The 25,113-nt window shown below is 72.1% G+C and carries 25 protein-coding genes and 7 tRNA genes; 12 read left to right on the top strand and 20 right to left on the bottom strand.

Going from position 1 to position 25,113, the window contains the following annotated elements:
* Window positions 1-82: 82 nt before the first annotated feature.
* The 4 genes from BLW57_RS31635 to pgsA all read right to left on the bottom strand — a co-directional run bounded on the left by BLW57_RS31635 (window position 83) and on the right by pgsA (window position 3,787).
* On the bottom strand, window positions 83-625 hold the full coding sequence (locus BLW57_RS31635) for a hypothetical protein (RefSeq protein WP_093479165.1): 543 nt from the start codon (window positions 623-625) through the stop codon (window positions 83-85).
* 368 nt (window positions 626-993) lie between these two features.
* Window positions 994-2,157 (bottom strand): glycosyltransferase family 4 protein, encoded by a 1,164-nt coding sequence (locus tag BLW57_RS31630; RefSeq protein ID WP_093479164.1) that lies wholly within the window; start codon window positions 2,155-2,157, stop codon window positions 994-996.
* On the bottom strand, window positions 2,154-3,062 hold the full coding sequence (locus BLW57_RS31625; protein ID WP_093479163.1) for a phosphatidylinositol mannoside acyltransferase: 909 nt from the start codon (window positions 3,060-3,062) through the stop codon (window positions 2,154-2,156). Before BLW57_RS31625 ends, BLW57_RS31630 begins: the two co-directional genes overlap by 4 nt.
* Complete coding sequence (gene pgsA / locus BLW57_RS31620) at window positions 3,059-3,787, bottom strand: phosphatidylinositol phosphate synthase (protein ID WP_093479162.1); 729 nt, start codon at window positions 3,785-3,787, stop codon at window positions 3,059-3,061. Before pgsA ends, BLW57_RS31625 begins: the two co-directional genes overlap by 4 nt.
* A 251-nt stretch (window positions 3,788-4,038) precedes the next feature.
* Here pgsA and BLW57_RS31615 point away from each other — a divergent pair, with 251 nt between their 5' ends.
* Window positions 4,039-6,237: an elongation factor G-like protein EF-G2 gene (locus tag BLW57_RS31615; RefSeq protein WP_093479161.1), complete on the top strand. Its 2,199-nt coding sequence runs from the start codon at window positions 4,039-4,041 to the stop codon at window positions 6,235-6,237.
* A 210-nt stretch (window positions 6,238-6,447) separates the two neighbouring features.
* Window positions 6,448-8,094 carry a DUF412 family protein gene (locus BLW57_RS31610; protein WP_093479160.1) on the top strand — a complete coding sequence of 549 codons (1,647 nt, stop codon included), beginning with the start codon at window positions 6,448-6,450 and terminating at the stop codon, window positions 8,092-8,094.
* 97 nt (window positions 8,095-8,191) lie between these two features.
* Here BLW57_RS31610 and BLW57_RS31605 read toward each other — a convergent pair whose 3' ends face one another.
* Window positions 8,192-8,749: an HIT family protein gene (locus BLW57_RS31605; protein WP_093479159.1), complete on the bottom strand. Its 558-nt coding sequence runs from the start codon at window positions 8,747-8,749 to the stop codon at window positions 8,192-8,194.
* A gap of 67 nt (window positions 8,750-8,816) precedes the next feature.
* Between BLW57_RS31605 and BLW57_RS31600 the strand changes: the two genes are divergently transcribed.
* The gene (locus BLW57_RS31600) at window positions 8,817-9,476 is read left to right on the top strand and encodes a potassium channel family protein (protein WP_093479158.1); all 660 of its coding nucleotides are present in this window, start codon (window positions 8,817-8,819) and stop codon (window positions 9,474-9,476) included.
* Window positions 9,477-9,504: 28 nt separating this feature from the next.
* Here the strand turns inward: BLW57_RS31600 and thrS are convergent, their stop codons facing one another.
* The 3 genes from thrS to BLW57_RS31585 all read right to left on the bottom strand — a co-directional run bounded on the left by thrS (window position 9,505) and on the right by BLW57_RS31585 (window position 13,388).
* Entirely contained in the window at window positions 9,505-11,481 is a 1,977-nt protein-coding gene (gene thrS / locus BLW57_RS31595) for a threonine--tRNA ligase (protein WP_093479157.1), read from the bottom strand.
* Window positions 11,482-11,580: 99 nt separating this feature from the next.
* The gene (locus BLW57_RS31590) at window positions 11,581-12,825 is read right to left on the bottom strand and encodes a hypothetical protein (RefSeq protein ID WP_093479156.1); all 1,245 of its coding nucleotides are present in this window, start codon (window positions 12,823-12,825) and stop codon (window positions 11,581-11,583) included.
* The gene (locus BLW57_RS31585) at window positions 12,822-13,388 is read right to left on the bottom strand and encodes a DUF4365 domain-containing protein (protein WP_093479155.1); all 567 of its coding nucleotides are present in this window, start codon (window positions 13,386-13,388) and stop codon (window positions 12,822-12,824) included. Before BLW57_RS31585 ends, BLW57_RS31590 begins: the two co-directional genes overlap by 4 nt.
* Window positions 13,389-13,556: 168 nt before the next feature.
* Between BLW57_RS31585 and BLW57_RS31580 the strand changes: the two genes are divergently transcribed.
* Complete coding sequence (locus BLW57_RS31580; protein WP_093479154.1) at window positions 13,557-14,282, top strand: 3'-5' exonuclease; 726 nt, start codon at window positions 13,557-13,559, stop codon at window positions 14,280-14,282.
* Window positions 14,283-14,345: 63 nt separating this feature from the next.
* Here the strand turns inward: BLW57_RS31580 and BLW57_RS31575 are convergent.
* The 4 genes from BLW57_RS31575 to BLW57_RS31560 all read right to left on the bottom strand — a co-directional run bounded on the left by BLW57_RS31575 (window position 14,346) and on the right by BLW57_RS31560 (window position 15,941).
* A tRNA-Val gene (locus BLW57_RS31575) sits at window positions 14,346-14,417 on the bottom strand.
* 39 nt (window positions 14,418-14,456) lie between these two features.
* Complete coding sequence (locus BLW57_RS31570; protein ID WP_093479153.1) at window positions 14,457-14,903, bottom strand: SRPBCC family protein; 447 nt, start codon at window positions 14,901-14,903, stop codon at window positions 14,457-14,459.
* A gap of 417 nt (window positions 14,904-15,320) precedes the next feature.
* Window positions 15,321-15,392: transfer RNA gene (locus tag BLW57_RS31565), tRNA-Val, on the bottom strand.
* 84 nt (window positions 15,393-15,476) lie between these two features.
* Window positions 15,477-15,941 carry a TIGR02611 family protein gene (locus BLW57_RS31560; protein WP_093479152.1) on the bottom strand — a complete coding sequence of 155 codons (465 nt, stop codon included), beginning with the start codon at window positions 15,939-15,941 and terminating at the stop codon, window positions 15,477-15,479.
* Between the two features lie 191 nt (window positions 15,942-16,132).
* Here BLW57_RS31560 and BLW57_RS31555 point away from each other — a divergent pair, with 191 nt between their 5' ends.
* Window positions 16,133-16,546 (top strand): SsgA family sporulation/cell division regulator, encoded by a 414-nt coding sequence (locus tag BLW57_RS31555; RefSeq protein WP_004002642.1) that lies wholly within the window; start codon window positions 16,133-16,135, stop codon window positions 16,544-16,546.
* Window positions 16,547-16,855: 309 nt separating this feature from the next.
* Window positions 16,856-17,416, top strand: coding sequence for a CGNR zinc finger domain-containing protein (locus BLW57_RS31550; RefSeq protein ID WP_093479151.1), 561 nt, complete (start codon window positions 16,856-16,858; stop codon window positions 17,414-17,416).
* A gap of 82 nt (window positions 17,417-17,498) precedes the next feature.
* Here the strand turns inward: BLW57_RS31550 and BLW57_RS41580 are convergent, their stop codons facing one another.
* Together BLW57_RS41580 and BLW57_RS31545 are read right to left on the bottom strand one after the other, a co-directional pair.
* On the bottom strand, window positions 17,499-17,651 hold the full coding sequence (locus BLW57_RS41580) for a hypothetical protein (RefSeq protein ID WP_167345734.1): 153 nt from the start codon (window positions 17,649-17,651) through the stop codon (window positions 17,499-17,501).
* Between the two features lie 154 nt (window positions 17,652-17,805).
* Window positions 17,806-18,249 (bottom strand): hypothetical protein, encoded by a 444-nt coding sequence (locus tag BLW57_RS31545; protein ID WP_093479150.1) that lies wholly within the window; start codon window positions 18,247-18,249, stop codon window positions 17,806-17,808.
* Window positions 18,250-18,494: 245 nt separating this feature from the next.
* Here BLW57_RS31545 and BLW57_RS31540 point away from each other — a divergent pair, with 245 nt between their 5' ends.
* Window positions 18,495-19,019, top strand: a complete 525-nt coding sequence (locus BLW57_RS31540) for a DsbA family protein (RefSeq protein ID WP_176985792.1) — start codon at window positions 18,495-18,497, stop codon at window positions 19,017-19,019.
* Between the two features lie 62 nt (window positions 19,020-19,081).
* On the opposite strand, the gene BLW57_RS31535 is transcribed toward BLW57_RS31540, so the two are convergent.
* From BLW57_RS31535 to BLW57_RS31525, 3 genes are all read right to left on the bottom strand, one after another.
* On the bottom strand, window positions 19,082-19,906 hold the full coding sequence (locus BLW57_RS31535) for a GNAT family N-acetyltransferase (protein WP_093480983.1): 825 nt from the start codon (window positions 19,904-19,906) through the stop codon (window positions 19,082-19,084).
* A 119-nt stretch (window positions 19,907-20,025) separates the two neighbouring features.
* Window positions 20,026-20,847, bottom strand: a complete 822-nt coding sequence (locus tag BLW57_RS31530; protein WP_093479148.1) for an aminotransferase class IV — start codon at window positions 20,845-20,847, stop codon at window positions 20,026-20,028.
* Window positions 20,844-21,911, bottom strand: a complete 1,068-nt coding sequence (locus BLW57_RS31525) for a chorismate-binding protein (RefSeq protein WP_093479147.1) — start codon at window positions 21,909-21,911, stop codon at window positions 20,844-20,846. The genes BLW57_RS31530 and BLW57_RS31525 overlap by 4 nt, the downstream gene beginning before the upstream one ends.
* A gap of 178 nt (window positions 21,912-22,089) precedes the next feature.
* Here BLW57_RS31525 and BLW57_RS31520 point away from each other — a divergent pair.
* The 5 genes from BLW57_RS31520 to BLW57_RS31500 all read left to right on the top strand — a co-directional run bounded on the left by BLW57_RS31520 (window position 22,090) and on the right by BLW57_RS31500 (window position 22,568).
* A tRNA-Gly gene (locus tag BLW57_RS31520) sits at window positions 22,090-22,162 on the top strand.
* A 38-nt stretch (window positions 22,163-22,200) separates the two neighbouring features.
* Window positions 22,201-22,274, top strand: a tRNA-Cys gene (locus BLW57_RS31515).
* 1 nt (window position 22,275) lies between these two features.
* A tRNA-Val gene (locus BLW57_RS31510) sits at window positions 22,276-22,347 on the top strand.
* Window positions 22,348-22,395: 48 nt separating this feature from the next.
* Window positions 22,396-22,467, top strand: a tRNA-Val gene (locus tag BLW57_RS31505).
* A 29-nt stretch (window positions 22,468-22,496) separates the two neighbouring features.
* Window positions 22,497-22,568 (top strand) — tRNA-Val (locus BLW57_RS31500).
* A gap of 52 nt (window positions 22,569-22,620) precedes the next feature.
* Here the strand turns inward: BLW57_RS31500 and BLW57_RS31495 are convergent.
* The 3 genes from BLW57_RS31495 to BLW57_RS41575 form a co-directional block, all read right to left on the bottom strand.
* Window positions 22,621-22,923 carry a TFIIB-type zinc ribbon-containing protein gene (locus BLW57_RS31495; RefSeq protein ID WP_073899509.1) on the bottom strand — a complete coding sequence of 101 codons (303 nt, stop codon included), beginning with the start codon at window positions 22,921-22,923 and terminating at the stop codon, window positions 22,621-22,623.
* 80 nt (window positions 22,924-23,003) lie between these two features.
* Window positions 23,004-24,011, bottom strand: a complete 1,008-nt coding sequence (locus tag BLW57_RS31490) for a phosphotransferase family protein (protein ID WP_218138119.1) — start codon at window positions 24,009-24,011, stop codon at window positions 23,004-23,006.
* Between the two features lie 531 nt (window positions 24,012-24,542).
* Window positions 24,543-24,719: a hypothetical protein gene (locus BLW57_RS41575; RefSeq protein WP_023552040.1), complete on the bottom strand. Its 177-nt coding sequence runs from the start codon at window positions 24,717-24,719 to the stop codon at window positions 24,543-24,545.
* Between the last annotated feature and the right edge of the window lie 394 nt (window positions 24,720-25,113).

Below are 25,113 nucleotides of genomic sequence, written 5' to 3'. Positions count from 1 at the left end.
GAAACGTGAGTGGACCAGGCCACAGCAAGGGCCAATGGTGAGCCGGTGGATCCTTTTCGCTCATGGGCCCGTCGGCGGCCGTTCACGAGACCCGTTCCACCAGGGCGGCGGGCGGCTCGTCGTCCATCTCGAAGGCCAGCGGGAACGGGGCGTGGCCGGCGAGCCGGAACCAGCGGACCTTGCGGTGCTCGCGCAGCCGCCGGGCCGCTCCCACGGTGTCGTTGTGGAAGCGGCGGGCCATGGGGACCCGCCGTACGGCCTCGGCCAGCTCGTGGGCCGCCTCCTCGCCCCCGGGGGCCTCCCGTACGGCCTCGACCTGCTGCGCGTCCTCGAAGACCGCGCGCAGCGCCTGGCTCAGCTCGCTCTCGGCCACCTCCCGCTGCTCCTCCTCGGACTGCCGGGCCGCGTGCGCGGCCTCGTACAGCACGATGGAGGCGGCCGGGTCGAGCACGCCCGAGGTCGCGAGTTCCTGCGCCACGGAGGCCCGCCGCAGCAGCTGTGCGTCGAGCGCGGCGCGGGCGGCGTCCATCCGGACGTGCAGCCGGTCCAGCCGCCCGGCCGTCCAGCTCAGGTAGACGCCGATGGCGAGGAGCGCGACAAGGATCCAGATGAGGGTTGCGGTCACGGGCGAAGGTTATCGGGGCGGGCCAGGCGCGCGTCCGGGCCGGTGACCGAAGGCTCGCATGGGCCCCGGGCGGGGCGCCCCGCCCACCGGGTGCTCACCGTCGGGCGGGAGCCGCCACAGAGCCCTGCCGGCCGGAGTAGACGTCGGGCCCAGACGACCGGCCTCCCCCATGACTCCCCGTGCCAGTCCGATCCGGACCGCCCCGGCTCGACGCGGTGCCGACCGGAACGACTGCCGCGTCGCCCCGCCGAGCCGCGCCGACCGCGCGTGAGCCGTATCGGCCCGGATCGACGGGGTGCCGACCGGCAGCGGCTCCCGGCCACCGCACCAACAGTCCCCACGGCCTGCCCGGCCCGACCGGAACTGCCTCAGTCCCGGGCCAGGCCGAACCGTGCTCGCAGGCCCGTCGTGCGTTCGTCCGCCGCCACCGCCGCCGCGCCGGCCGTCACCGTCTCGTAGACGGACAGGATGTCCGCGCCGACCGTCGACCAGTCGAAGCGCCGCACGTGGGCGCTTCCGAGGTCGCCCAGCTCGGCCAGCCGCTCGGGGTCGCCGAGCAGCCGTACGGCCGCCTCGGCCAGGGCGTCCGCGTCCTCGTTGGCGAAGACCTCGCCCGCCGCGCCCTTGTCCAGGACCTGGACGAACGCGTCCAGGTCGGAGGCGAGGACGGGCGCGCCCGCCGACATCGCCTCGACCAGGATGATGCCGAAGCTCTCGCCGCCGGTGTTGGGCGCGACGTACAGGTCGACGCTGCGCAGGAAGCGCGCCTTGTCCTCGTCGCTGACCATGCCGAGGAACTCCACGCGCGAGCGCAGCTCCTTCGGCAGTTCCTCGACGGCCGCCTCCTCGTCGCCCCGTCCCGCGACCAGCAGCCTCGCCCCCGGGCGGGCCGCGAGGATCTTCGGCAGGGCCCGCATCAGGACGGGCAGGCCCTTACGGGGTTCGTCGATGCGCCCGATGAAGCCGATCGTGTCGCCCTGCCACTCGGGCCTCGGCTCGGCCTTGGCGAAGAAGTCCACGTCGACGCCGTTGGGGATGACCACCGCGTCCCCGCCGAGGTGCTCGACCAGCGTGCGCCGGGCGTACTCGCTCACGGCGATCCGCGCGCTGATCTTCTCCAGCGCGGCCTGCAGGATCGCGTACGCGGCGATCATGGCGCGCGAGCGCGGGTTGGAGGTGTGGAAGGTCGCGACGATGGGCCCCTGGGCCGCCCAGCAGGTCAGCAGTCCCAGCGAGGGCGAGGTCGGCTCGTGGATGTGGACCACGTCGAAGGCCCCGTCGTGCAGCCAGCGCCGCACCCGCGCGGCCGACAGGAAACCGAAGTTGAGGCGGGCCACCGAGCCGTTGTACGGCACCGGGACCGCGCGGCCGGCCGAGACGACGTACGGCGGCAGGGGCGTGTCGTCGTCGGCCGGGGCGAGCACGGAGACCTCGTGGCCGAGCCGGATGAAGTACTCGGCGAGATCGCGGATGTGGAACTGGACGCCACCGGGCACGTCCCAGGAGTACGGGCAGACGATCCCGATTCTCACGAGGGTCCCTTCGCGGGGTCGAGGTCGGCGAGCCACAGGCGCTGGAGCATGTGCCAGTCCTCCGGATGGTGGGCGATGCCGGTGGCGAAGGCGTTCGCCAGCGCCTGTGTCATCACAGACGTCTTCTCGGCCCGCGTGCCTGACTCCGGCACCTCGATCGGGGGATGGAGCCGGCCCTTCATGACGGGCGACTCGTCGTACCAGAGCGTGACCGGCAGCAGCAGGGCGCCGGTCTGCTGGGCGAGCAGGGCCGGGCCGGCGGGCATCCGTGCCGTCTCGCCGAAGAAGTCGACCTCCACGCCGGAGGCGGACAGGTCGCGGTCGGCGACCAGGCAGACCAGGCCGCCGTCGCGCAGCCGGCGGGCGAGGGTGCCGAAGGCGGAGCCCCCGCTGTGCGGCAGGACCTCCATGCCGAGGCCCTCGCGGTAGGCGACGAAGCGGTCGTACAGCGTCTCGGGCTTCAGGCGCTCGGCGACCGTCGTGAAGGGCGTCTCGAGCTTGGTGGTGACCCAGGCGCCGGCCAGGTCCCAGTTGGCCAGGTGGGGCAGGGCGAGGACGACGCCCCGGCCGGAGGCGAGGCCGTCGGTGAGGAAGTGGAGGTCCTTGGGGTCGAAGCCCGTCCGCACCCGCTCGGCGCTCCAGGCGGGGAGCCGGAAGGACTCCATCCAGTAGCGCAGGTAGGAGCGCATGCCCGCGCGGGACAGCTCGGCCAGGCGCTCGGGCGTGGCGTCGGGCAGCACGCGCGCGTAGTTGGACTCCAGGCGCAGGACGCCCTTGCCGCGCTTCTTCCAGGCGAGATCGGCGATGGTGCGGCCGAGCCGGACGGCGGCCGGTTCGGGGAGCCTCTTGACGGTGCTCCAGCCGAGCCCGTACAGCGAGTCGGTGAGCCGGTCGGCGCTGCTCACTTCGCGGCCTCGCTCCCCTGGGAGGTGTTCTGCCCGGCGGCCGCCTCGGCCTCGGCGGACTCGCGGCGGACGGTGACGACCCGCTGGATCAGCGTGACGAGGCTGCCCACGGCGACGATCCACAGGGCGACCGGCAGCAGCCACTGGATGCCCGGCACCCCGAACTTGTGCAGTCCCGCGAAACCGGCCGCGACCAGCGAGATCACCAGCCGTTCGGCGCGCTCCACGAGCCCGTTGACCGCCACAGGCAGCCCGATGGACTCGCCACGCGCCTTCGTGTACGACACCACCTGGCCGCTGGCCAGGCAGAAGATCGAGACGGCGCACAGGACGTTGTCGGCGCCGTTGCCCGCGTACCAGAGCGCGAAGCCGCCGAAGATGGCGCCGTCGGCGACCCGGTCCAGGGTGGAGTCGAGGAAGGCGCCCCAGCGGCTGGAGCGGCCCAGCTGGCGGGCCATGTTGCCGTCGACGAGGTCGGAGAAGACGAACAGGGTGATGACGACCGTGCCCCAGAAGAACTCGCCCCTGGGATAGAAGACCAGCGCTCCCGCGACCACACCCGCCGTGCCGAGGAGCGTGACCGTGTCGGGGCTGACGCCCCGGCGGATGAGAAACGCGGCGAACGGCGTGAGGACACGCGTGAAGAATGCACGCGCGTACTTGTTCAGCATGGCCTTCCCGACGGTCGGTGTGGCCGCGGCCCTGGTGGCCGCCGGCTGGCCCATCGTAGTCACGCACGCGCGCGCTCGACGGGCGGGCACCCGCGGCTCGTGCCGCGAGCCGGTGCCCACGGCCGCACTCGGGGCGTGTGTGGCGCGATCGGTACCGGTCCGCGGCCTTCGTGGTCGTTCGTATGGACGCGGCATGACGGGAGTGGAAAGCTCGAATAACCGCGGGCGTCGCCGGAGCCGCCAGAGCACGCGGGTCCCGCGTGTCCGCGCCCACAGTGACCTCACCGTGCACGGGAGGCAGGATCATGGGCGACAAGACACAGACACACCCCGGAGCCGCCGGCAGGGCTCTGGCGGCCGACCAACCCACGTCCGTCCGGAACGTGGTGCTGGTCGGCCACAGCGGATCGGGCAAGACCACTCTGGTGGAAGCCCTCGCGCTGACCGCGGGGGCGGTGAACCGGGCGGGCCGCGTCGAGGACGGCGGCACCGTGTCCGACTACGACGACATCGAGCACCGGCAGCAACGCTCCGTACAGCTCTCCCTCGCGCCGGTCGAATGGGACGGCATCAAGGTCAACCTGCTCGACACCCCCGGATACGCCGACTTCGTCGGTGAGCTCAGGGCCGGTCTGCGCGCCGCGGACGCGGCCCTCTTCGTCGTCTCGGCCTCGGACGGGGTGGACGGCTCGACCCGGATGCTGTGGGAGGAGTGCGCGGCGGTCGGCATGCCCCGCGCGATCGTGATCACGCACCTGGAGTCCGCGCGCGCGGACTTCGAGGAGACCACGCGGATCTGCGCGGAGGCCTTCGGCGGCGACGACCCCGACGCCGTACTGCCCCTGTACCTGCCGCTGCGCGGCCCCGAGGGCCCGGACGGACACGCGCCGGTGACCGGGCTGATCGGGCTGCTGTCCCGGAAGCTCTTCGACTACTCGGCCGGTGAGCGCAAGGACTCCGAGCCCGGCGAGGACCAGCTGTCGGACATCGAGGAGGCCCGCAACCGGCTCATCGAGGGGATCATCGCCGAGAGCGAGGACGAGACCCTCATGGACCGCTATCTCGGCGGTGAGCAGGTCGACGTCAAGACGCTGATCGAGGACCTGGAGCGGGCCGTCGCCCGCGGCAGCTTCTTCCCCGTCCTCGCCGCCGCGCCCGCCGCCGAGGGCGCCCGCCAGGGGCTCGGCACGGTCGAGCTGCTGGAGCTGATCACCGGCGGGTTCCCGACCCCGTTCGAGCATCCCCTGCCCGGCGTCACGACCGTCGACGGCAAGCAGCGCGAGCTGAAGCCGTGCGACACCGGCGGTCCGCTGGTCGCCGAGGTCGTCAAGACCTCCTCCGACCCGTACGTCGGCCGCATCTCCCTCGTCCGCGTGTTCTCCGGGACGCTGCGCCCGGACCAGACGGTGCACGTCTCCGGGCACGGTCTCGCCGACCGCGGGCACGAGGACCACGACGTCGACGAGAAGATCGGCGCCCTGTCCATGCCCTTCGGCAAGCAGCAGCGTCCGGTGACGCACGCCGTCGCCGGCGACCTGGTGTGCGTGGCCAAGCTGGGCCGCGCGGAGACCGGTGACACGCTGTCCGCGAAGGACGACCCGCTCCTGATGGAGCCCTGGCAGATGCCGGACCCGCTGCTGCCGCTCGCCATCCAGGCGCACAGCAAGGCCGACGAGGACAAGCTGTCCCAGGGCCTGTCCCGGCTGGTCGCCGAGGACCCGACGATGCGCCTGGAGCAGAACCAGGACACCCATCAGGTGGTCCTGTGGTGTCTGGGCGAGGCCCATGCGGACGTCGCCCTGGAACGGCTGCGCAGCCGCTACGGCGTCCAGGTCGACGTCGTCCCCCACCGGGTCTCTCTGCGGGAGACGTTCGCGGCCAAGGCCGGCGGGCGCGGACGGCATGTGAAGCAGTCCGGCGGGCACGGGCAGTACGCGATCTGCGAGATCGAGGTGGAGCCGCTGCCGGGCGGTTCGGGCATCGAGTTCGTGGACAAGGTGGTCGGCGGGGCGGTGCCCCGGCAGTTCATCCCGTCCGTCGAGAAGGGCGTCCGGGCGCAGGCGGCCAAGGGTGTGGCCGCCGGGTATCCGCTCATCGACGTCCGGATCACGCTGCTGGACGGCAAGGCGCACTCGGTGGACTCCTCCGACGCCGCCTTCCAGACGGCGGGTGCGCTGGCGCTGCGCGAGGCCGCCGCGGGCGCGCGGATCCATCTGCTGGAACCGGTCGCCGAGGTGACCGTCCTCGTCGGCGACGACTACGTGGGCCCGGTGATGAGCGACCTGTCGAGCCGGCGCGGCCGCCTGCTCGGCACCGAACAGGTGGGTACCGGGCGGACGCTGATCAGGGCCGAGGTGCCGGAGTTCGAGATCGGCCGGTACGCCGTGGACCTGCGCTCGCTGTCGCACGGCACGGCCCGGTTCGACCGGGCGTACGCCCGGCACGAGCCGATGCCGCCGCAGATCGCCGAGCGGATCCGCGAACAGGCGGGCGACGGCGGGTAGTCCGGCCGCGTCCGGTCGGTGCGGGCGGGCGGCTTCGGCCGTCCGCCCGCCGGTTGTCGGTGGCGGCGGATACGCTGATCACCTGATCACGTGGTGCCGCCGCCGTCCGGTCGTGGGGGTGGTTTTGGCACGAGGGCCGGGTCAACAGGTGTGCGGGGCAGGGAAGTCGGGAAGGCCGCAGGAGCGACGCCGGCGGTGATGGGGGCGGGAATGTCGTTTGGAACGGAGTGGGACGGGCCGCAGGTGCCCGTCTCGGGCGACGAGGGACAGGCGGCGACCTCCGCGCTGGCTTCCGCCGCGTACCGGGACAGCCCGGTCGAGGAGATCAAGAAGGCCGACAACGAATGGCACCAGTCGACCGTCAAGGCCGGCCGGATGAAGCTGTTGCGGCCCAATCTCGGTGAGTCGTTCTCGCGTGCCGTGATCGACCGGATGCTCGCCCCCGGCCGCAAACCGCTCATCCAGTCCTTCGGCTCCGAGCCGCAGTTCGTGGTGGAGCACTGTCTGGCGGCGAACAACATCCGCCGCGAGCGCGACAACCGCCTGACGGCCGTGACGGTGCTGTGCGGTCTGCTCTTCCTGCCCGGCCTGATCGTCTGGCTGCTCGTCTTCCAGCTGCGCATGTTCGTCGCCCGGAGTGACGACAAGCGGGCCGGGCCACTGGCCACGGCCCTGCTCCTCGGTGTCGGCGTGCTCGCCGCGCTGTTCTTCATCAAGATGCCGTTCGGCGGACTCTGGGCGTGGTACGCCCGTGCGTGCGTCGTCCTGCCCGTGCTGGGCTGGTTCTGGGCCAAGCGGGTCTGCGAGAGCGCCGCCCAGGATCTGCGGGCCCGCTGGGACGGCCTGCTGTCGGGCACCAGCGTCGGCGCCAAGGTCCCGGAGGCCGTGCCGCGCGGGCCCGGCCAGACGGCCGCGGAGGAGCTGCGCCAGTCGCTGGCCCGGCTGAGCGCCGAGCAGCAGTCCAACTCGGTCTTCTACGCCGGACCCAAGGGCATACTCGGCATGGGCACCCGGTGGGGCGCCTGGCAGCTCGCCGAGGAACTGGTGCCCGCCGACGGCACCCGGGAGATCCACCCCTTCCGCAGCTGGGACGTCATACGCGCGATCCACGACCAGCTGGCCATGCTGGAGCGCGGCCCGCTGAACACGGGCGGCTTCCCCAAGCCGTCCGTGAAGCACTGGATCGTCACGCCGATCGGCGAGAAGGCAGTCGCGGTGTCCCGGCCCGAGGGCACCGACGTCGAGGCCTTCCAGATCAAACCGCACGCCATACAGGAGATCTGCAACAAGCAGCAGTTCGGCAGCGGTGACCGGCACTATCTGGGCGTGCAGTGGACGCTGTGGGACGGCCAGCTGGTCATCACCATGCTGATCACGGTGACCGTGCTGCACGAGACGCTGCGCATCGAGGTCACCGGGCACGCCCTGGGGCCGGTGAACCCGCTGTTCACCACGAAGCCGGAGGCGCCGGTCAAGGAGGTCGCCAAGTCCTTCAAGCCGTGGGAGAACCGCACGATCAAGCTGCCGCTGGTCACCACCGACGAAGTGGTACGGCTCGCCGCGCGCGCCCCGCTGACCTGGTACCCGCCGCTGCTGAACTGGCTGGGCGGCTCGCTCGGACTGCCCGAGCCGTTCGGTCTGCGGCACGCCTGGGCCGATCAGCCGTGGCGGCACCGCTTCATGGCCGACGACGCGCTGCGCGCGGCCACACCGGTGCTGCGGGTGGTGCACTCGGCGGCGATCAGGGTGCTGAAGGAGAACGGCGTGGACACGGAGAAGTTCGGTGCCCGCTCGGCGTTCCTCAGCGGCAACGTCCAGGACCCGACGCCGAGGAAGGCCGACGTGTACGACGCGTAGGCGTCCGCCGGCCCGGCCGTCGGGCCCAGCCGCCCGGTCGGGGTGTCCTCGGCGGTGGTCCGGAAGCCGCGCCGCCGCCCCCGGGCTCCCCCGGTCCCTAGGCCGGCCAGGCCTCCGCCAGCATCTTGCGGGTGTCCGCCAGGAGCTGCGGCAGGACCTTGGTGTGCCCGACCACCGGCATGAAGTTCGTGTCGCCGCCCCAGCGCGGGACGACGTGCTGGTGCAGGTGGGCGGCGATACCGGCGCCCGCGACCGTGCCCTGGTTCATGCCGATGTTGAAGCCGTGCGCACCGGAGGCCGCGCGCAGGGCCTGCATCGCCTGCTTGGTCAGCTCGGCGAGTTCAGCGGTCTCCGGCCCGGTCAGCTCGGTGTAGTCGGCCACGTGCCGGTAGGGCACGGTCATGAGGTGGCCGCCGTTGTACGGGTACAGGTTGAGGACCGCGTACACGTGCTCGCCGCGGCGCACGATCAGCCCGTCCTCGTCGGACTTGGCCGGTATCGAGCAGAAGGGGCAGCCGTCGTCGGCTCCCGGACCGGTGGGCTTGTTCTCGCCCTGGATGTAGGCCATCCGGTGGGGCGTCCACAGGCGCTGGAACGCGTCCTGCGTCCCCACTCCGATCTGCTGCTCCGGCTCACTCGTCATGCTAGGCAGCATATGGCTTCGCCCGTTCGCGGCGTGTCGCCGGGGCGCCTCGATGACGTCCACCGGCCAAGCTTGGCCGGTGGACGTCGACAGCCGCGCGGCCCGCTGGGAGCAGCGCACCGAGATTCCGCTCTTCGTGGCGTCGCTGGTCTTCATGGCCGCGTACGCGACCCGGGTCCTGGCGGTGAGCCTGGCGGCCTGGCGGGACCTGTGCCTGTGGGTGATGCTCGTCCTCTGGGTGGTGTTCGCCGCTGACTATGTGGTGCGGTGGCGGCTGGGCGGGCAGCGCTTCCTGCGTTTCGTCAGCACGCACTTCCTGCACACCGTCGTGGTCATCCTGCCGTTGCTGCGCCCGCTGCGGATCGTCCCGCTCTACGACGTCATCCAGCGCCGGCAGGGAGAGCCCCGGCTCTCCCTGTACGCCCGCGTGATCTCCTACGCGAGCCTGTCCACGCTGCTGCTGGGCTTCGCCGGGGCGCTCGCGGTGTTCCAGCAGGAGCGCGGGGCGCCCGGTGCCACCATGACGACCTTCGGGGACGCGGTGTGGTGGGCCGCCTCGACGCTCAGCACGGTCGGCTACGGCGACATCACCCCGGTGACCGAGCTGGGCCGGACGATCGCGATGGGGATGATGGCCTGCGGGATCGGCCTGCTCGGCGCGGTGACAGGTTCGTTCTCGTCCTGGCTGATGCAGACGTTCACGCGGGAGAGCGACAGAAAGGGGCCCCCGGGACGGTGATCCCGGGGGCCCTCGCGGCTCAGGCGGTTCAGACCTGGGACCGCTCCTCCACGATCTTCGCGATCTTGGCGATCGCCTCGTCGAAGGGGATGCCGTTCTCCTGGGAGCCGTCGCGGTAGCGGAAGGACACCGAGTCGTTCGACATGTCCTCGTCACCCGCGATGACCATGAAGGGCACCTTCTGCTTCTGGGCGTTGCGGATCTTCTTCTGCATGCGGTCCGAGGAGGAGTCCACCTCGACGCGCAGACCCTGCTTCTTGGCCGCGGCCGCGAACTTCTCCAGGTACTCCACGTGCGCGTCGCCGATCGGGATGCCGAGCGCCTGCACGGGGGCCAGCCACGCCGGGAAGGCGCCCGCGTAGTGCTCCAGCAGCACGGCGAAGAACCGCTCGATGGAGCCGAACAGCGCGCGGTGGATCATGACCGGGCGCTGCTTGGCACCGTCGGGGCCGGTGTACTCCAGGTCGAACCGCTCGGGCAGGTTGAAGTCGAGCTGGATGGTCGACATCTGCCAGGTGCGGCCGATGGCGTCCTTGGTCTGCACGGAGATCTTCGGGCCGTAGAAGGCGGCGCCGCCCGGGTCGGGCACGAGGGGCAGGCCCTGCTTCTCGGCGACCTGGCGCAGCGTCTCGGTGGCCTCCTCCCAGACCTCGTCGGAGCCGACGAACTTCTCCGGGTCCTTGGTGGACAGCTCCAGGTAGAAGTCGGTCAGGCCGTAGTCGCGCAGCAGGCCGAGGACGAAGGTGAGCGTCTTGTCGAGCTCCTCCGACATCTGCTCACGGGTGCAGTAGATGTGCGCGTCGTCCTGTGTGAAGCCGCGGGCGCGGGTCAGGCCGTGCACGACGCCGGACTTCTCGTACCGGTACACGGTGCCGAACTCGAACAGGCGCAGCGGCAGTTCGCGGTAGGAGCGGCCGCGCGCGTCGAAGATCAGGTTGTGCATCGGGCAGTTCATGGGCTTGAGGTAGTAGTCCACGCCCTCGTCGAGCTGCATGGGCGGGTACATGCCGTCGGCGTACCAGTCCAGGTGCCCGGACGTCTCGAAGAGCTTCCCCTTCGTGGCGTGCGGGGTGTAGACGAACTCGTAGCCCTCTTCCTCGTGGCGGCGGCGCGAGTAGTCCTCCATCACGCGGCGGACGATGCCGCCCTTGGGGTGGAAGACGGCGAGGCCGGAGCCGATCTGCTCCGGGATGGAGAACAGGTCCAGCTCGCTGCCGAGCTTGCGGTGGTCGCGCTTCTCGGCCTCGGCGAGGAAGTCCAGGTGCGCCTTCAGCTCGTCCTTGGACGGCCAGGCGGTGCCGTAGATGCGCTGGAGCATCGGGTTCTTCTCGCTGCCGCGCCAGTAGGCGGCCGCGTTGCGCATCAGCTTGAACGCCGGGATCAGCCGGGTCGTCGGCAGGTGGGGACCGCGGCAGAGGTCCTTCCAGCACAGCTCGCCGGTCTTGGCGTCCAGGTTGTCGTAGATCGTCAGCTCGCCGGCGCCGACCTCGACGTCCGCGCCGTCGTCGTGGGACGCGGAACCCTTGAGGCCGATCAGCTCCAGCTTGTACGGCTCGTCGGCCAGCTCCTCGCGCGCGGCCTCGTCGGTGACGACACGACGGGAGAAGCGCTGGCCGCGCTTCTGGATCTCCTGCATCTTCTTCTCGATGGCCTTGAGGTCATCGGGGTGGAAGGGCTTCTCGACGTCGAAGTCGTAGTAGAAGCCGTCCTTGACGGGCGGGCCGATGCCCAGCTTGGCCTCGGGGAACAGCTCCTGCACGGCCTGCGCCATGACGTGCGCGGTGGAGTGGCGCAGGATGTTCAGGCCGTCCTCGGAGGAGATCTCGACGCCCTCGACCTCGTCACCGTCGGCCAGCTCGTGGCTGAGGTCCCGCAGCTCGCCGGCCACGCGCGCGGCGATGATCGAGCGCTCGCCCGCGAAGAGGTCGGCGGCCGTAGTGCCCGTCGTCACCACGCGTTCTTCCCGCTCGGAATCGCGTTGGATGATCACACGGACGTCTGACACCGGTCTCTCCTGACTGAAGGTGGGATGCGGCGCCATACCAGGAGCGCGCGCACAGGCGATCGTACCGACCCGACGGCACCGACCGCGAAACGGTCACCGTCAGTCCTCGTCCCCGTACGCTCCCGCCTCCCCCTCTCCGCACGCCTCCTCGAAGAAGTCGAGGTTCTCCTGGAGGGCCTTCATCAGCCGGTCCCGCTCGGCGTCGTCCACCTGCACGGGTACGACGCCGGAGGCGCCGGTGAGCCGGCGGAAGCCGCCCCGCCGCTCCAGCCGGCCGTGCACCCGGACGGGCAGTCCGACGAGGTGGGCGTGGCCGGCGATGCGGTAGTCCTCCTCGTCGAGGGTGACGCGGAGGTGCGGGACCTCGACGCCGGCGAGGACGCGCAGCCGGACGGTGCCCTCGCCGGTGGGGCCGGAGCGGCGCATGCGGACGACGGCACCCGTGACGCGGACCGGCACGGAGGGTTCCTCGCGCAGGTAGCGGGCCGCGGCCTCGCGGAGCACGGGCAGGTCGCCCGGTGAGAACTCGACGGGTTCGGCGGAGGCGGCGCAGCCCTCGGGTACACCGGACCCTGGGGCCCAGGCGACGGCGACGCGGGCGCCCTCGGTGCCCCGCACGAGCGCGCCGAGCGCCTCGGTGAGCTCGCGGCTGACGCCGGCCTCGACGGCGCCGTCGAAGGCGTCCATCCCGCCGGTGGCCCGCCGGTAGTCGATGGCCTCCCGGGTGGCGAACAGGGCCTGGTGGAGCCGTACGGCGAGGTGCCGGCCGGTGGCCGCGGGCACGAAGGCGGTGAGGGTGCGGCCCTCGGTGGCGGGTCCGACGAGGACGTCCTCCATGAGGGCGGCGGCCGGTCTGCGGTGGCGGGCGCCGTGGTATCCGGCACGCGCCCGGGTGGCGAGCGCGGCGGCGAGCAGCATCTGCCGTGCGGCGCCGCGTAGTTGCATGTCGGCCGTCCAGTGCGCGGCTCCCACGGGTCCCCTGGGGGTGTCTCGCCACCAGCGGATCTCGTCGCTCGGTACGGCCAGGGAGATGAGGACCTCGCGGGCGGAGGGGGTGTCGCTGCGGGCCAGGGCGTCGAGGGCCTCGCCGAGCAGGTCGTCGCTGTCCGGGAAGCCGCGGTTCTCCGGCACGAGCAGGCTGGTGCCGCCGGCGCCCGGGCCGGGCGGGGTCCAGCGGCCGTACCGGCCGGCGGCTCCCCCGCGCCGCTGCCAGCCGTGCCGGCGCAGCAGGGCGCCGAGCACGGCCGGGTCGACCTCGGCGGGCTCCGGGGGGCGGTTCCAGGGGAGGTCGTCGGGGTGCTGCCGGACCTGCCGGGCCGGCTCCTCGTACGGACGGCTCCTCATGGCCTGCCTCCCGTCCCGACCCGCGTCATGATCTCGCACAGCGCCCGGTCGTCGAAGATGCGCGCGGTCGGTATCCGCACGGTGGTCCGGTGCCGGCCGGTGACCGGCCGGCCGGCCAGGTTGACCCAGTAGCAGCAGTGCCGCAGGTCGAGCCGGTCGTGGCCGGCGCGCAGCCAGTCGTCCTGCGCGCGCGGCACGAGCATGACGACCAGGATCTTGTGCACCGAGACGGGTGTGCGGGCCAGCTTGCGCAGGTGGTCGTTGTCGAGGGTGAAGGAGAAGAAGCGGCCCGGCGGGTTGGGCGGGACCTGGTAGGTGCACTTCAGCTGCACCTTGATGGTGACCTCGTCGTCGACGGTGTGTCCGGGTGCGCTGTGGCTGACGTGCCAGTCGATGCCGTTGTCCGGGAAGGGCTGGGACAGCGAGCAGCCGGCCGCGGCGGCGACCGCGTGCAGATAGCCGACCTGCAGTGTCTCCATGCAGGCGGTGGTGGCGAGCGTGCCGCGGAGGGTGCCCGGGCGGTCGGGCAGCAGCCCGCCCCGCTCGGGCTGCGCTATGGCCATGACCAACAGCCTTCCAAGCAATGGGTCTTCCCGCTGCGGGCCGCTGAACTGCTAAGACCCGTATTCCTGTTGTCTCCTTCCGGCGTACGTCGCAAACGGCCCGGGTATCACCAAACAGGCAGAAGACGGAACGTCACCTGCCATGGGTGAACGAGGAGTTGTGTGCGGATGACGACCTGGTACGAGGGGCCGCTGGCGGCCTTCGACACGGAGACGACGGGCGTGGACGTCGAGACCGACCGGATCGTGTCGGCCGCCGTCGTCGTCCAGGATGCGCCGGGCACCCGGCCCCGGATCACTCGCTGGCTGGTGAATCCGGGGGTCGTGGTGCCCGAGGCGGCGACGGCGGTGCACGGGCTGACGCAGGAGCACCTTCAGCGCAACGGCCGCTGGCCGGCGCCGGTGATGTACGAGATAGCCGAGCAGCTGGCGGAGCAGGCGGCGATGCGGCGGCCGGTGGTGGTGATGAACGCGCCGTTCGATCTGACGCTGCTGGACCGGGAGTTGCGCCGGCACCGGGCGGCCGGGCTGGACCGCTGGCTGGAGGCGGTGCCCTTGCGGGTGCTGGACCCGAGGGTGCTGGACAAGCATCTGGACCGCTACCGCAAGGGCCGCCGTACGCTGACCGACCTGTGCGGGCACTACGGCGTGACGCTGCAGGACGCGCACGACGCGGCGGCGGACGCACTGGCCGCGCTGGACGTCGTACGGGCTCTGGGCCGGCGGTTCGCGACCCGGCTGGAGCGACTGTCCCCGGCGGACCTGCACACTCTCCAGGCCAACTGGCACGCGGCGCAGGCCCGTGGGCTCCAGGCCTGGTTCGCGCGCAGCGGTTCGGAGGAGATCGTCAACACGGAGTGGCCGCTGCGGCCGGAGCTGCCGGCGGCGGCGTAGCGCCGGTACCGGTCGCTCACGTCAAAAGAGCCGGTCCGCTGCTGCGGACCGGCTCTTTCCCGGTGGGCGATACTGGGTTCGAACCAGTGACCTCTTCGGTGTGAACGAAGCGCTCTCCCACTGAGCTAATCGCCCGGGAACGCACTGAACAATACAGGTCCCGGCGCCGTTCGTTCAAACCGCTCGCAGGTACCGCAGCAGTCCGCGCCGTCCGGCCCGCATCATCAGCCGGTGATTGGCGCGGAAGACGGGCCGTCCGGGTACGGCCAGCCGTCTGAGCAGCGGCTTGCACACGTCGACCTCCTGGTCGTACCGGACGAGCGCGCCGGGACCGGCGGTGGTGACCGTCCAGCGCGCCCAGCCCTCGATGTCCCCGGTCATGTGCACCGCCAGGATGCCCGCGGCCGGGTCACGGTCGGCGGTGCGGGCGGTGAAGGTCATGGCGAACGGCAGCAGGGAGCGGATGGTGATCACGCCGGTCTCGTCGTCCAGTCGGGTCACCGTCCGCACCTGTGGCCACCATCGGGGGTAGTCCTCGGGCCGCTCCAGCGCCGCGTACACCGCGGCGGACGGGACGGGCAGGGACCACAGGGTCCGGAAGCGGTAGTGGTTCCAGTCCATGGTCCGAGTCTGCCCGGCCGGGCTCGGTGATCCGAGTACGGGTCCTCATGCGCCCCGCCGCGACACGGGCCACCCTTCGCCGCCGTGCGGGCGTCTCCCCGCCGGGCGGCGCCGGGTTCGGGTTCGACGCGCCGAAGCGGAATATGCCGAAGAGCGACACGGCGTGCGAGCCGACCGAAGTGACTGGGGCTCAGATTTGGGCCGGCACTCGGGACTTGAGGCGCGCGGGAATTCCGCGCTTGTCGTACTTGCGAAGAAATGCGACGGCATTCCGGAAGACGTCCGCGGTATTTCCGCCGGCCGCCTGCGTCAGGAACTTCTCCCGGAGGCTTTGCCACGCCCGAAGCAGCCCACCGCGTGAGCCAGGGGGGACGACGACGGCCCACCTGCTCGAAGCAGATGGGCCGTCGGTCCGGGTGGGCGATACTGGGTTCGAACCAGTGACCTCTTCGGTGTGAACGAAGCGCTCTCCCACTGAGCTAATCGCCCGGGCGCAGGAAGAACATTACCCGATGTCAGGGGGTGGTCCCGACCAGGGGCCGGACCGGTGGCGGCCGGGCCCCGGGCGGCGGATCACTGGTCCTTGATCTTCCACGGCATGACGACGCCGAACTTCCACAGATAGATCCCCACCAGCACGCCCACGATCACCAGACCGATCACGGTGAGGGTGATGTTGCGCCGGCGCACCTTGGGATCGAGGGCCCGCTGGGCGGCCTCGGTGACTTTGCGTTTCGTCCAGCGGAGGACCAGCTGGGCCCAGACGAACTCGGTCGCCCAGATCGCCATGCCGCCGAAGATCACCACCCAGCCGGGTCCTGGCAGCGGCAGCATCACGATGCCCAGGGCAACGACCGCCAGGCCGATCACGAAGACACCGACCTGCCAGCTCACGTGCAGGGCCCGGCGGGCCTTGACGAATTCCGGCGCACGGGAGCCGAGGCCCCGCTCGGCGTCGGCGTCACTCACTCGATCGTCCGCCTTCCTCTCGTCCCCGGCCACTGCGACCTCACCCGGCTCGTCACTCCCCGTATTCATACAGACAAACCCTACCGGAGTGAATCCAGTCACTGGAATGGTCGTAGATCTGGTACGAGTTCTCGGCCGGAAGAGTTACGTAAAGCCAGGCAAAACTCCCAGAGGGGTTTACAACGGCACCGTAGGTGGCATGTCGATTTCGCCGACGTGCGAATCCCCGAGCGCACACTGAGCGAAAGGCCCTGGCGCTTATGAACACCACGGTCAGCTGCGAGCTGCACCTGCGCCTCGTTGTGTCGAGCGAGTCCTCCCTGCCTGTCCCCGCAGGCCTGCGGTACGACACGGCCGACCCCTACGCCGTGCACGCCACCTTCCACACCGGAGCCGAGGAGACCGTCGAGTGGGTGTTCGCCCGCGACCTCCTCGCCGAGGGGCTGCACCGGCCCACCGGCACCGGCGACGTCCGCGTCTGGCCATCGCGCAGCCATGGTCAGGGCGTCGTCTGCATCGCCCTCAGCTCGCCTGAGGGAGAGGCTCTGCTGGAGGCCCCGGCGCGGGCCCTGGAGTCCTTCCTGAAGCGAACCGACGCCGCCGTGCCGCCCGGCACGGAGCACCGGCACTTCGATCTGGATCAGGAGCTCTCGCACATCCTGGCGGAGAGTTAGGTCGCCGCCCTCCGAAGCAGCCCGGCGCCGTCCACTCGGGGAGACGGCTCGGGCCAAGACAACCGCATACGGCACAGGCCGGCGCCGTCACCGTGAGCGTTCGCGGGACGGTGTCGGCCTGTGCCCGTGTGTCTCCGGCACGTCTGGACGGCGCTCGGCCCTTCGGCCGTGCTTCCGGGAACCGCCTGCGGCACGGAGGCGTTCTACCGGCAGTCGAGGTCGGCCGGGACCGGTGCGGTGGGCGCGTTGTCGCTACCATCGGCCAGCATCGGCGGGCGCCCGCCCGACCACCAGGCCAGGGAGCGAAACGTGCTGATCACCCACGACACCCGGTGCGCACTCGACACCGTGGTCGATCTGGTGAACTCCGCGCCGGAGGACGACACCGCCTCGGACGGACTGCAGGATGTCGCGGCTCTCGCCGACTTCGTGCGAAACCACGAAATCAGCGATGTCGGCGTGCTGTCCGAGTTCGACCTGTCGGCGGTGCGCAAGATCCGCGGCCGGTTCGCGGGGATCTTCGCGGCCCCGGACGCCCGGGCCGCCGCGGGGATGATCAACGAGCTGGTGGCCGCGGCCGGCACCACTCCGCGCCTCACGGACCACGACGGCTACGACTGGCATGTGCACTACTTCGCCCCCGGGGCGTCCGTTGCCGATCACCTCGCCGCGGACTGCGGAATGGCGCTCGCCTTCTTCGTGGTCGCCGGGGAGCAGGAGCGGCTGCGGCGCTGCGAGGCACCGGACTGCCGGCGCGCCTTCGTCGATCTGTCCCGCAACCGCTCGCGCCGCTACTGCGACAGCCGGACCTGCGGGAACCGGCTGCATGTCGCCGCCTACCGGGCGCGGCGCAAGGAAGCGGCGGGCTGACCCGGCCGGGCCGGGGGCGGCCCCCTTCCGGTCCGTGGCGACGTCGGTCCCGGCGGGTGGCGCCGGGACCGACGCGTACGGCTCACAGCAGCAGCAGGTCGTGCAGCGCAGCCATGAGCAGCAGACACCCGATCACCGCAAGGAAGATCATCAGCGGTGGCTGGGAAAGGGCGAAGAGGCATCCGCGCGGCTCGTCCTTGGGCGGCGCGGCCTCGCTCTGTGTTGTGTCCAGCATCTCGCGGCCGATGATGACCCACTCGGCGCCCCGGACGCGATCAGCACTCGGGGATCTTGCGGGACTTCACCGAAACCGTGATCTCTCGTTCGTCTCATGAACGATTCCGGACGTCCCGGGACTCACTGTGTCGTTTCCGTGAATGGTGTGACTGTCATATGCCGTGCTTCTTGAGGATGGCCTCGATGTCGCTGAAGTCGTCGGCCGAGTCGGCGGGGCGGGGGGCGGCGGCCGGTCGTGACGCGGGGCGTGAGCCCTGCCCCAGGGAGGGCGCCGAGGCCGCGGGTGCCACCGCGTCCCGCCGGTCGTCCTTGGCCGCCTTGCGCTCCGCGCCGGCGCCGCCGCGCCGGCGCTCCACCGCGCGGGTGCCGGTGAGCAGCAGCCAGGCGGCGCCCAGCAGCCCGAAGCCCGCCCAGGCCGTGGGACTGAACGCGGTGTCGGCGAGCCAGCCGACGACTCCGGTCATCACCAGGCCGACCGGTACGAGGGAGTAGGCCGCGATGCGGGCCGCCGACAGGAAGCGCCTGCGGTAGGCCGTGACCACCGCGATGCCCAGGCCCGCCGCGGACACGGCGGAACAGACGGTCTCGGCAATCATCCGGTCCTCCTGGCGGGCTCGGTTCGGTGGCGGTGCGGCCAAGCGCACACCGGCGTCCGCGGATGCGCTTCGTCCCTTCCATCCTGCACCGCCCGGTCGCCGTGAGGCCACGGTCCCGGCGGACATCAGGGACATCTCCGGGTCGACTCCTACCGGAGTGCCGGTCGCCCCCTCCCCCGCTCCGGCCCGGGGCCCTGCGGCGTCCCGATTGGGTCGGCCGCACCCGGCCTGGAACACTGGTGCGCATGAGCGACTCCTCCCCGGCCCGCACCGATGCCCTCGTCCTCGACGTCTGGTGCGAACTGCAGTGCCCCGACTGCCGCACCGCCCTGGACGACGTCCGCGCCCTGCGCGCCCGCTACGGCGACCGGCTGGAGCTGCGTCTGCGGCACTTCCCGCTGGAGAAGCACAAGCACGCCTTCGCCGCCGCGCAGGCCGCCGAGGAGGCGCTGGAGCAGGGCAAGGGCTGGCCGTACGTGGAGGCCGTGCTGGAGCGGGTGGCGGAGCTGGATCGGCAGGGCGAGTCCCTGCTGGTCGAGGTGGCCCGTGAACTCGGTCTGGACGCCGAGGAGTTCGACACCGCGCTGATCGACGGCCGGCACATCCTGATCGTCGACGCCGACCAGGCCGAGGGCAAGGCCATCGGTGTGACCGGCACCCCGACGTACGTCATCGGCGGCGAACGCCTCGACGGCGGCAAGAGCCAGGAGGGGCTGCGCGAGCGGATCGAGGAGATCACCGACCGGCTGCTGGCCGAGCGGGAGGCCTGAGTCGGCGGAGCTCCGGGCGTCGTGGCCCGCGCGCAGTGCCGTGGGCCGTCGGCGGCAGGGGCCTACAGCAGAGGCTTGGCGAGGGAGTGGGTCACCGTTTCATAGCCGAGTGAGGCGTACAGGCGCTCGGCCGGGGTGTTGCCCGCGAAGACGTTGAGGCCGAGGACCGGGCGGCCGGCCTCGATCGCCTGGCGCTCGGCCAGCAGCATGAGCGTGCGGCCGTGGCCCCGGCCGCGGTACACCGCGTCGATCCGGACGTCGTACACGAAGGCCGCGGCCTCCTGGAGGGCCAGCCAGAGCGTGCCGACAGGGGTCCCGTCGTGCTCCAGAGCGCTGAAGACCACCCCGTCGGTGGCGAGGCCCCGCGGCAGCAGCCGCGCGTGGTCGTCGGCCGCCTTGGCGCGGGCCACGGCCTCGGGGACGCCCCGCTCGATCCACTGGCGGGCGTAGGTCTCGCCCTCGTGCTCCCGCCACGCCTCGAACTCGGCCCCCGTCATGGGCCGCGCCCGGCTGCCGGGCGGCAGTTCGGGCGGGGTGGTGCCGAGGCGCTTCTCCATGCCCCGGTTGCGCACGGTGTACCCCAGGGTGTCGAACAGCCGCAGGGCGGCCTCCGCGGCGGCGGGGACGACCGTCTCGATCTGCCGGCAGCCCCAGCCGCGCGCCACCTCCTCCGCGGCGAGCGCGGCCACCGTTCCCCGGCCGCGCCGCCGGTCCGGTTCCTCGACCCGCAGCTCCAGGACGCGGGCCACGGAGGCGCCGAGGGAGAGTGAGGTGCCGAGATGGATCTCGCCGACGGGACGGCTGTTCACACACACCTGGAAACGGCGTGAACGGGTCCCGTCGGGGTGGTGCCGGAGCGGCTCGTTCGGCCGCAGGGTCGTGGTCATCACTGGTGTTCTACCCGCACCGGCCGGTCCCGTCAGCTCGTTTTCCGCCCCGGGAAAGGGCGTTCGCGCGCCACTGCCGGTTCACGGGCCCGGTGACGCCCCTCCCGCGCCCGCCGGGATCAGGGGTCGAGGTCCTGCCCGGCCCGCTCGTCGAAGATCCGCATGGCCTTGGCGGTCACCGGGCCCGGGGCGCCGTCCAGCTCCTGGTCGTCCACCCGGTGCACCGCCTGCACGTCCCGCAGGGTGGAGGTCAGGAAGACCTCGTCGGCCCGGTCGAGCACGTCCAGCGGCAGGTCCGTCTCCCTGGCGCCCGTCCACTCGATCGCCAGGGCGCGGGTGATGCCGGGCAGACAGCCCGAGGCGACCGGCGGGGTGTGGATCTCGCCGTCCAGGACGACGAAGACGTTCGAGCCGGTGCCCTCGCAGAGCTGCCCGACCGTGTTGCCGAACAGCGCCTCGGAGGCGCCGTGTTGGTGGGCGCGGGCCAGGGCGACCACGTTCTCGGCGTACGAGGTGGTCTTCAGGCCGGTCAGGGCGCCCCGCTCGTTGCGCGTCCACGGGACCGTGATCACGGCCGTGACGTCCGGCCGGCGGGTGGTCTCGCCGACGGCGGCGAACAGGGTCGGGCCGTGCTCGCCGCGGTCGGAGCCGAGCGGGCCGTGGCCGCCGGTGTAGGTGATCCGCAGCCGGCCGAGCGGCATCGGGTTGGCCTCCAGGACGGCCGCGCAGGCCTCGCGCACCTCGTCGTGGTCGGGGTCGGGCAGCCCGAGGCCACGGGCGGACCGGGTCAGCCGGTCCAGGTGCCGGGTGAGGGCGAAGGGTTTGCCGTGGACCGCCTTCACCGTCTCGAAGATGCCGTCGCCGACCGTCAGTCCGTGGTCGAAGACGGAGACACGCGCGGACTCCAGGTCCCGCAGCTCGCCGTCCAGCCAGATCTTCATGCGAACGCCCTTCCGCTCTCCTCGTACGTCCCCGACGCTACCGCCAGCAGCCGGGACGCCTTCAGCTCGGTCTCCCGCCACTCGCCGTCGGGGTCCGACCCCCAGGTGATGCCGGCGCCGGTGCCGAAGCGCAGGACGCCCTCGGCCCGGTCGATCCAGAAGGTCCGGATGCCGACCGCGAGCTCGCCGGTGCCCCGGTCGGCGTCCACCCAGCCGATGCCGCCGCAGTACGGACCGCGCGGGGCCGTCTCCAGGGCCTCGATGATCCGCAGCGCGCTCGACTTCGGCGCACCGGTCACCGAACCGGGCGGGAAGGCCGCCGCGAGCAGCTCGGGCCATCCGGCGTCCTCCCCCAGCTCGCCCCGGACCGTGGACACCAGGTGGACCAGGCCGGGGTGCTTCTCCACCGCGCACAGGTCGGGCACCGAGACGCTGCCGGTCGCGCAGACGCGTCCGATGTCGTTGCGGACGAGGTCCACGATCATCACGTTCTCGGCGTAGTCCTTCTCCAGGAGATCCGCCTCGGTGCGCCCGGTGCCCTTGATGGGGCCGGACTCCACGACCCTGCCGTCCCGGCGCAGGAACAGTTCGGGCGAGGCGGTGGCGATCTCCACGCCGTGCTCCGGCAGACGGATCGTCCCCCCGTACGGCGCCGGGTTGCCGCGGGCGAGCAGCGAGGTCAGGGCGTCCACGTCGGCGTCGGGGGCGACGGGCGCGCTGAGCACCCGGCAGAGGTTGGCCTGGTAGACCTCGCCGGCCGCGATGTGCTCGCGTATCCGGCGGACGGCGGCCGTGTACGCGGGGCGGTCCAGGGAGGTGGTCCACTCCCCCACGGCCGGTCCCCGCCAGCCGCCCGGCACCGGCGCGGGCACCGGTTCCTCCCGTACGTCGGCGAAGCGGGCGCAGGTGAGGCGGCCCTCGAAGTCCGCGCAGACGGCCCAGAAACCGGTGGAGTCCAGGGCGGCCGGATCGCTCGTGACATCGAGGAGGCCGGTGGCGACGCGGTCACCGAAGCGGGCCAGCGGAGAGAGCCGGGAAGCGGGGCCGGAAGGGTGGTGGAGCACATGGTCGAGTCTAGGTCGGGTGTCGGACAGGTGGCCCGGGGATGTCCCGGCGGGGGCCCTGACCACGGGGTCCGCCGGAAGCACCGCAGCACGCTGCGCAAACGCGTTTTTGTACTGGCCCGGGAATCCGCTAGAGTTCAACACGTCGCCGGGACGCGGAAGCGGACCGAAACGACAGGCGGACGTAGCTCAGTTGGTAGAGCGCAACCTTGCCAAGGTTGAGGTCGCGAGTTCGAGCCTCGTCGTCCGCTCGAAGGAAGAAGGGGTCATCCCGATCCCCTACACTCCTGGTGGAGTGGCCGAGAGGCGAGGCAACGGCCTGCAAAGCCGTCTACACGGGTTCAAATCCCGTCTCCACCTCCAAGGACGATTAGCTCAGCGGGAGAGCGCTTCCCTGACACGGAAGAGGTCACTGGTTCAATCCCAGTATCGTCCACTGGATCTTCTTCGAAGGTCCGAGGGTCTTCTCGAAGATCCGCACCCCGCGCGATTAGCTCAGCGGGAGAGCGCTTCCCTGACACGGAAGAGGTCACTGGTTCAATCCCAGTATCGCGCACCGACTGTGACTCCAGGGTCACAGCCCGCGGACGATTAGCTCAGCGGGAGAGCGCTTCCCTGACACGGAAGAGGTCACTGGTTCAATCCCAGTATCGTCCACACACCGGAGCCCCCGGCCGTCTCGTACGGCCGGGGGCTTCGTCGTGCGCGCTCAGCTGGAGAAGAGCATGTGGCCGAAGCTCTTGTGACGGTGGTGCCCGTAGTGGCCGTGGCCGCCGCCGTGGTGACCGCCGCCGTGCGGTGCTCCCCAGGCGGGCGCGGAGGGAGCGGCCGGGTACGCCTGCGGGGCCGGCGGGGGCGGCGGCGCGGGCTGGGTCCACTGGGACTCCAGGCGGGTCAGCGACTCCAGCTCGCCGTAGTCGAGGAAGATGCCGCGGCAGCCGCTGCACTGCTCGATCTGGACGCCATTGCGGTTGTAGGTGTGCATCGGCGCATGGCACTTCGGACACTGCATGGTCGGCTCAACTCCTCGCCGGTCGGTCGTGCTTCGTGTTTCCCCAGGACAGACTCCGTCCGGCCCCGGGCGGTTGCAGCCTAGTCCGACAATCCGGGGGTCAACTGGCGGGGGACGGACGTCATTCGCTCGCAGGCGTCGACCAGGGCCTGCTCCACCTCGTCCAGCGGGCGGTCCGCGGCGAGCGCCTTGGTGATCGTCAGGGCGGCCGTCTGCACGGTGAGCGCGCGGGCCGGGACGTCCAGGGCGGCCCACGGGTCGCCGTCCGGGGGCACGGCCGGGCCGCCCGCCCGCCGGTAGGCGGTCAGGAAGCGGGTCCACTCGTCGGGCGGGAGGAGTCCGCAGGCGTACCAGGCGGCGGGGCGCGCGAGGTCCCAGGCCGGGACGCCGACGCCCAGGTCGTCCACGTCGATGAGCCGCCAGGGCCCGTCGGGGGCCGGGTGCCGGACGAGCTGGCCGAGATGGAGATCGCCGTGGCAGAGGGCGGCCGGTCCGGGCATGGGCACCTCCGCCCTGGCCCAGGCGGGGAGTCCGGTCCAGGCCCGCAGCACGGGTGCGCCGGCCGCGTGGGCGGCGGCCTCGTGGGGGCTGCCCCGCAGGGCGGTGCGGAGCCGGCGGACGGCACGGGCGGCCTTCACGGGGCCCCGCATGGGGGGCAGGGCGGTGCCGGGGCCCACCGGGCGGCCGGGGCTCGGACCGCCGGCCCCCGGGGCAAGCGGATCGGTGCCGTGCAGGCGGGCCAGCAGCGTGGCGGCGGCCTCCCAGGGGGCCGCGTCGGGGTCGTCCGGGTCGACGGGGGCGCCGTACGGCCAGAACGTCACCAGGCGGTCGCGCAGGGGAACCGGGGCGGGGGTGAGCGGGGCGAGAAGGACGTCGGGGAGGCGCGCCGCCACGGCCAGGCGGAGGTCCAGCTCGGCGGGCTCGGTGTCGGGGGCATGGGCCTTGGCGACGGTGCCGGCGTGCCGGACGACCGTGGCGTCGGGACGGTCGGCGAGGGTCACGGGTGCGCCGCACGCGCAGGCGGCCGCGCCGGTGTGGCGGTGGGCGGCGGCTTCGGCCTGCGCGGTGAGTGCGGGAAGGAGGCTCACGGGTCCCTCGGGGTCGGGCGGGAGTGCGGGGTGAGCGTACGCGGGCGGGGGCGCGGGGCGCACGGGCTCCGGTGCTGCGGGTTGCGCGGTGACCCGAGCTGCTGGGCGGACACCTGGCGAGGCTGCGTGGCGACCGGTGCCGCTGCGCGGACGCTGACGCGGGCCGCGCGGTGACCGGAACCGCTGGGCGGACACCTGGCGCGATTGTGTGGTGACCCTAGCTGCTGGGCGGACACCTGGCGCGGGTTGTGCGGTGACCGGTGCCGCTGCGCCGACACCCGACGAAGGCCGCGCGGTGACCGGTACTGCTGTCGGGCGGCGCTCGGGCCGCCCGTGCTCGCGGGGTGCCGCTGCGGCCGCCCGTGCCGCCCCAGCCGCACGGCAGCCCGCGGCCGGGGCCGGAACGGCGCAATGCCGGCGCAGCTTCCCAGCTGCGCCGGCATTCGTGCCGTCCGCCGCACCCCCGTCCCCACGGGGTTTCATGGATGGATGTCCCCGCCCGGACCGCTCTTCCGGGCCTGGGGTCGCCGCTCAGCGCCCCAGCATCGCACCCACGGACGACGCCTGTGTGGCCACCGTCTCCCAGCCGTCGAAGACGAGGAGGAGCAGGGCCGCCAGGGGAAGGGCCATGAGTGTCGCCACCAGGGGGTGGCGACGGCCCGTCCGGCGTGGGGCGAACGTCGTGCGTCGCGGTGCCGTGTGGGCCATGGTCCCTCTCCTGACCGTCTGTGTGGTTCTCGGCAAGCGGCGGGTGACCGACCTCGGGGGACGAGTGCTGCACCCGCCGCTTGACCTCAAATCTAGGCGTGGGGCCGATCCGGGGCGTCATGCCTTCGTACCGATTGGCGGGCCTCCCGGAGGATGAGCCACGACCCGCGAGGTACTCCCCAGGGTGGAGACGCGGTCATGCGTCTCGGGGTCTTCCCCGAGGGGGCACCCTCGGTGTCCCGTCATGTCGGATCCGTCCGGCGGGCCGGACGGAGTGACTTCGATCACTCGCACCGGGGGCGGGAGGGGGGCCGTAGGAGACGCGTGATCCACTTCGGGCGCGGTTCGCCGAACCGTTCGCGTCGGTCCGGCGGCGGGCGCCCCACCCCGCCGA

The sequence above is a fragment of the Streptomyces sp. 1222.5 genome (assembly GCF_900105245.1).
In the GTDB taxonomy this organism is placed as follows: Bacteria; Actinomycetota; Actinomycetes; order Streptomycetales; family Streptomycetaceae; genus Streptomyces; species Streptomyces albidocamelliae.
Note: the sequence above shows the minus strand (reverse complement) of the source record. Positions and strands in the feature narration are given on the sequence as shown.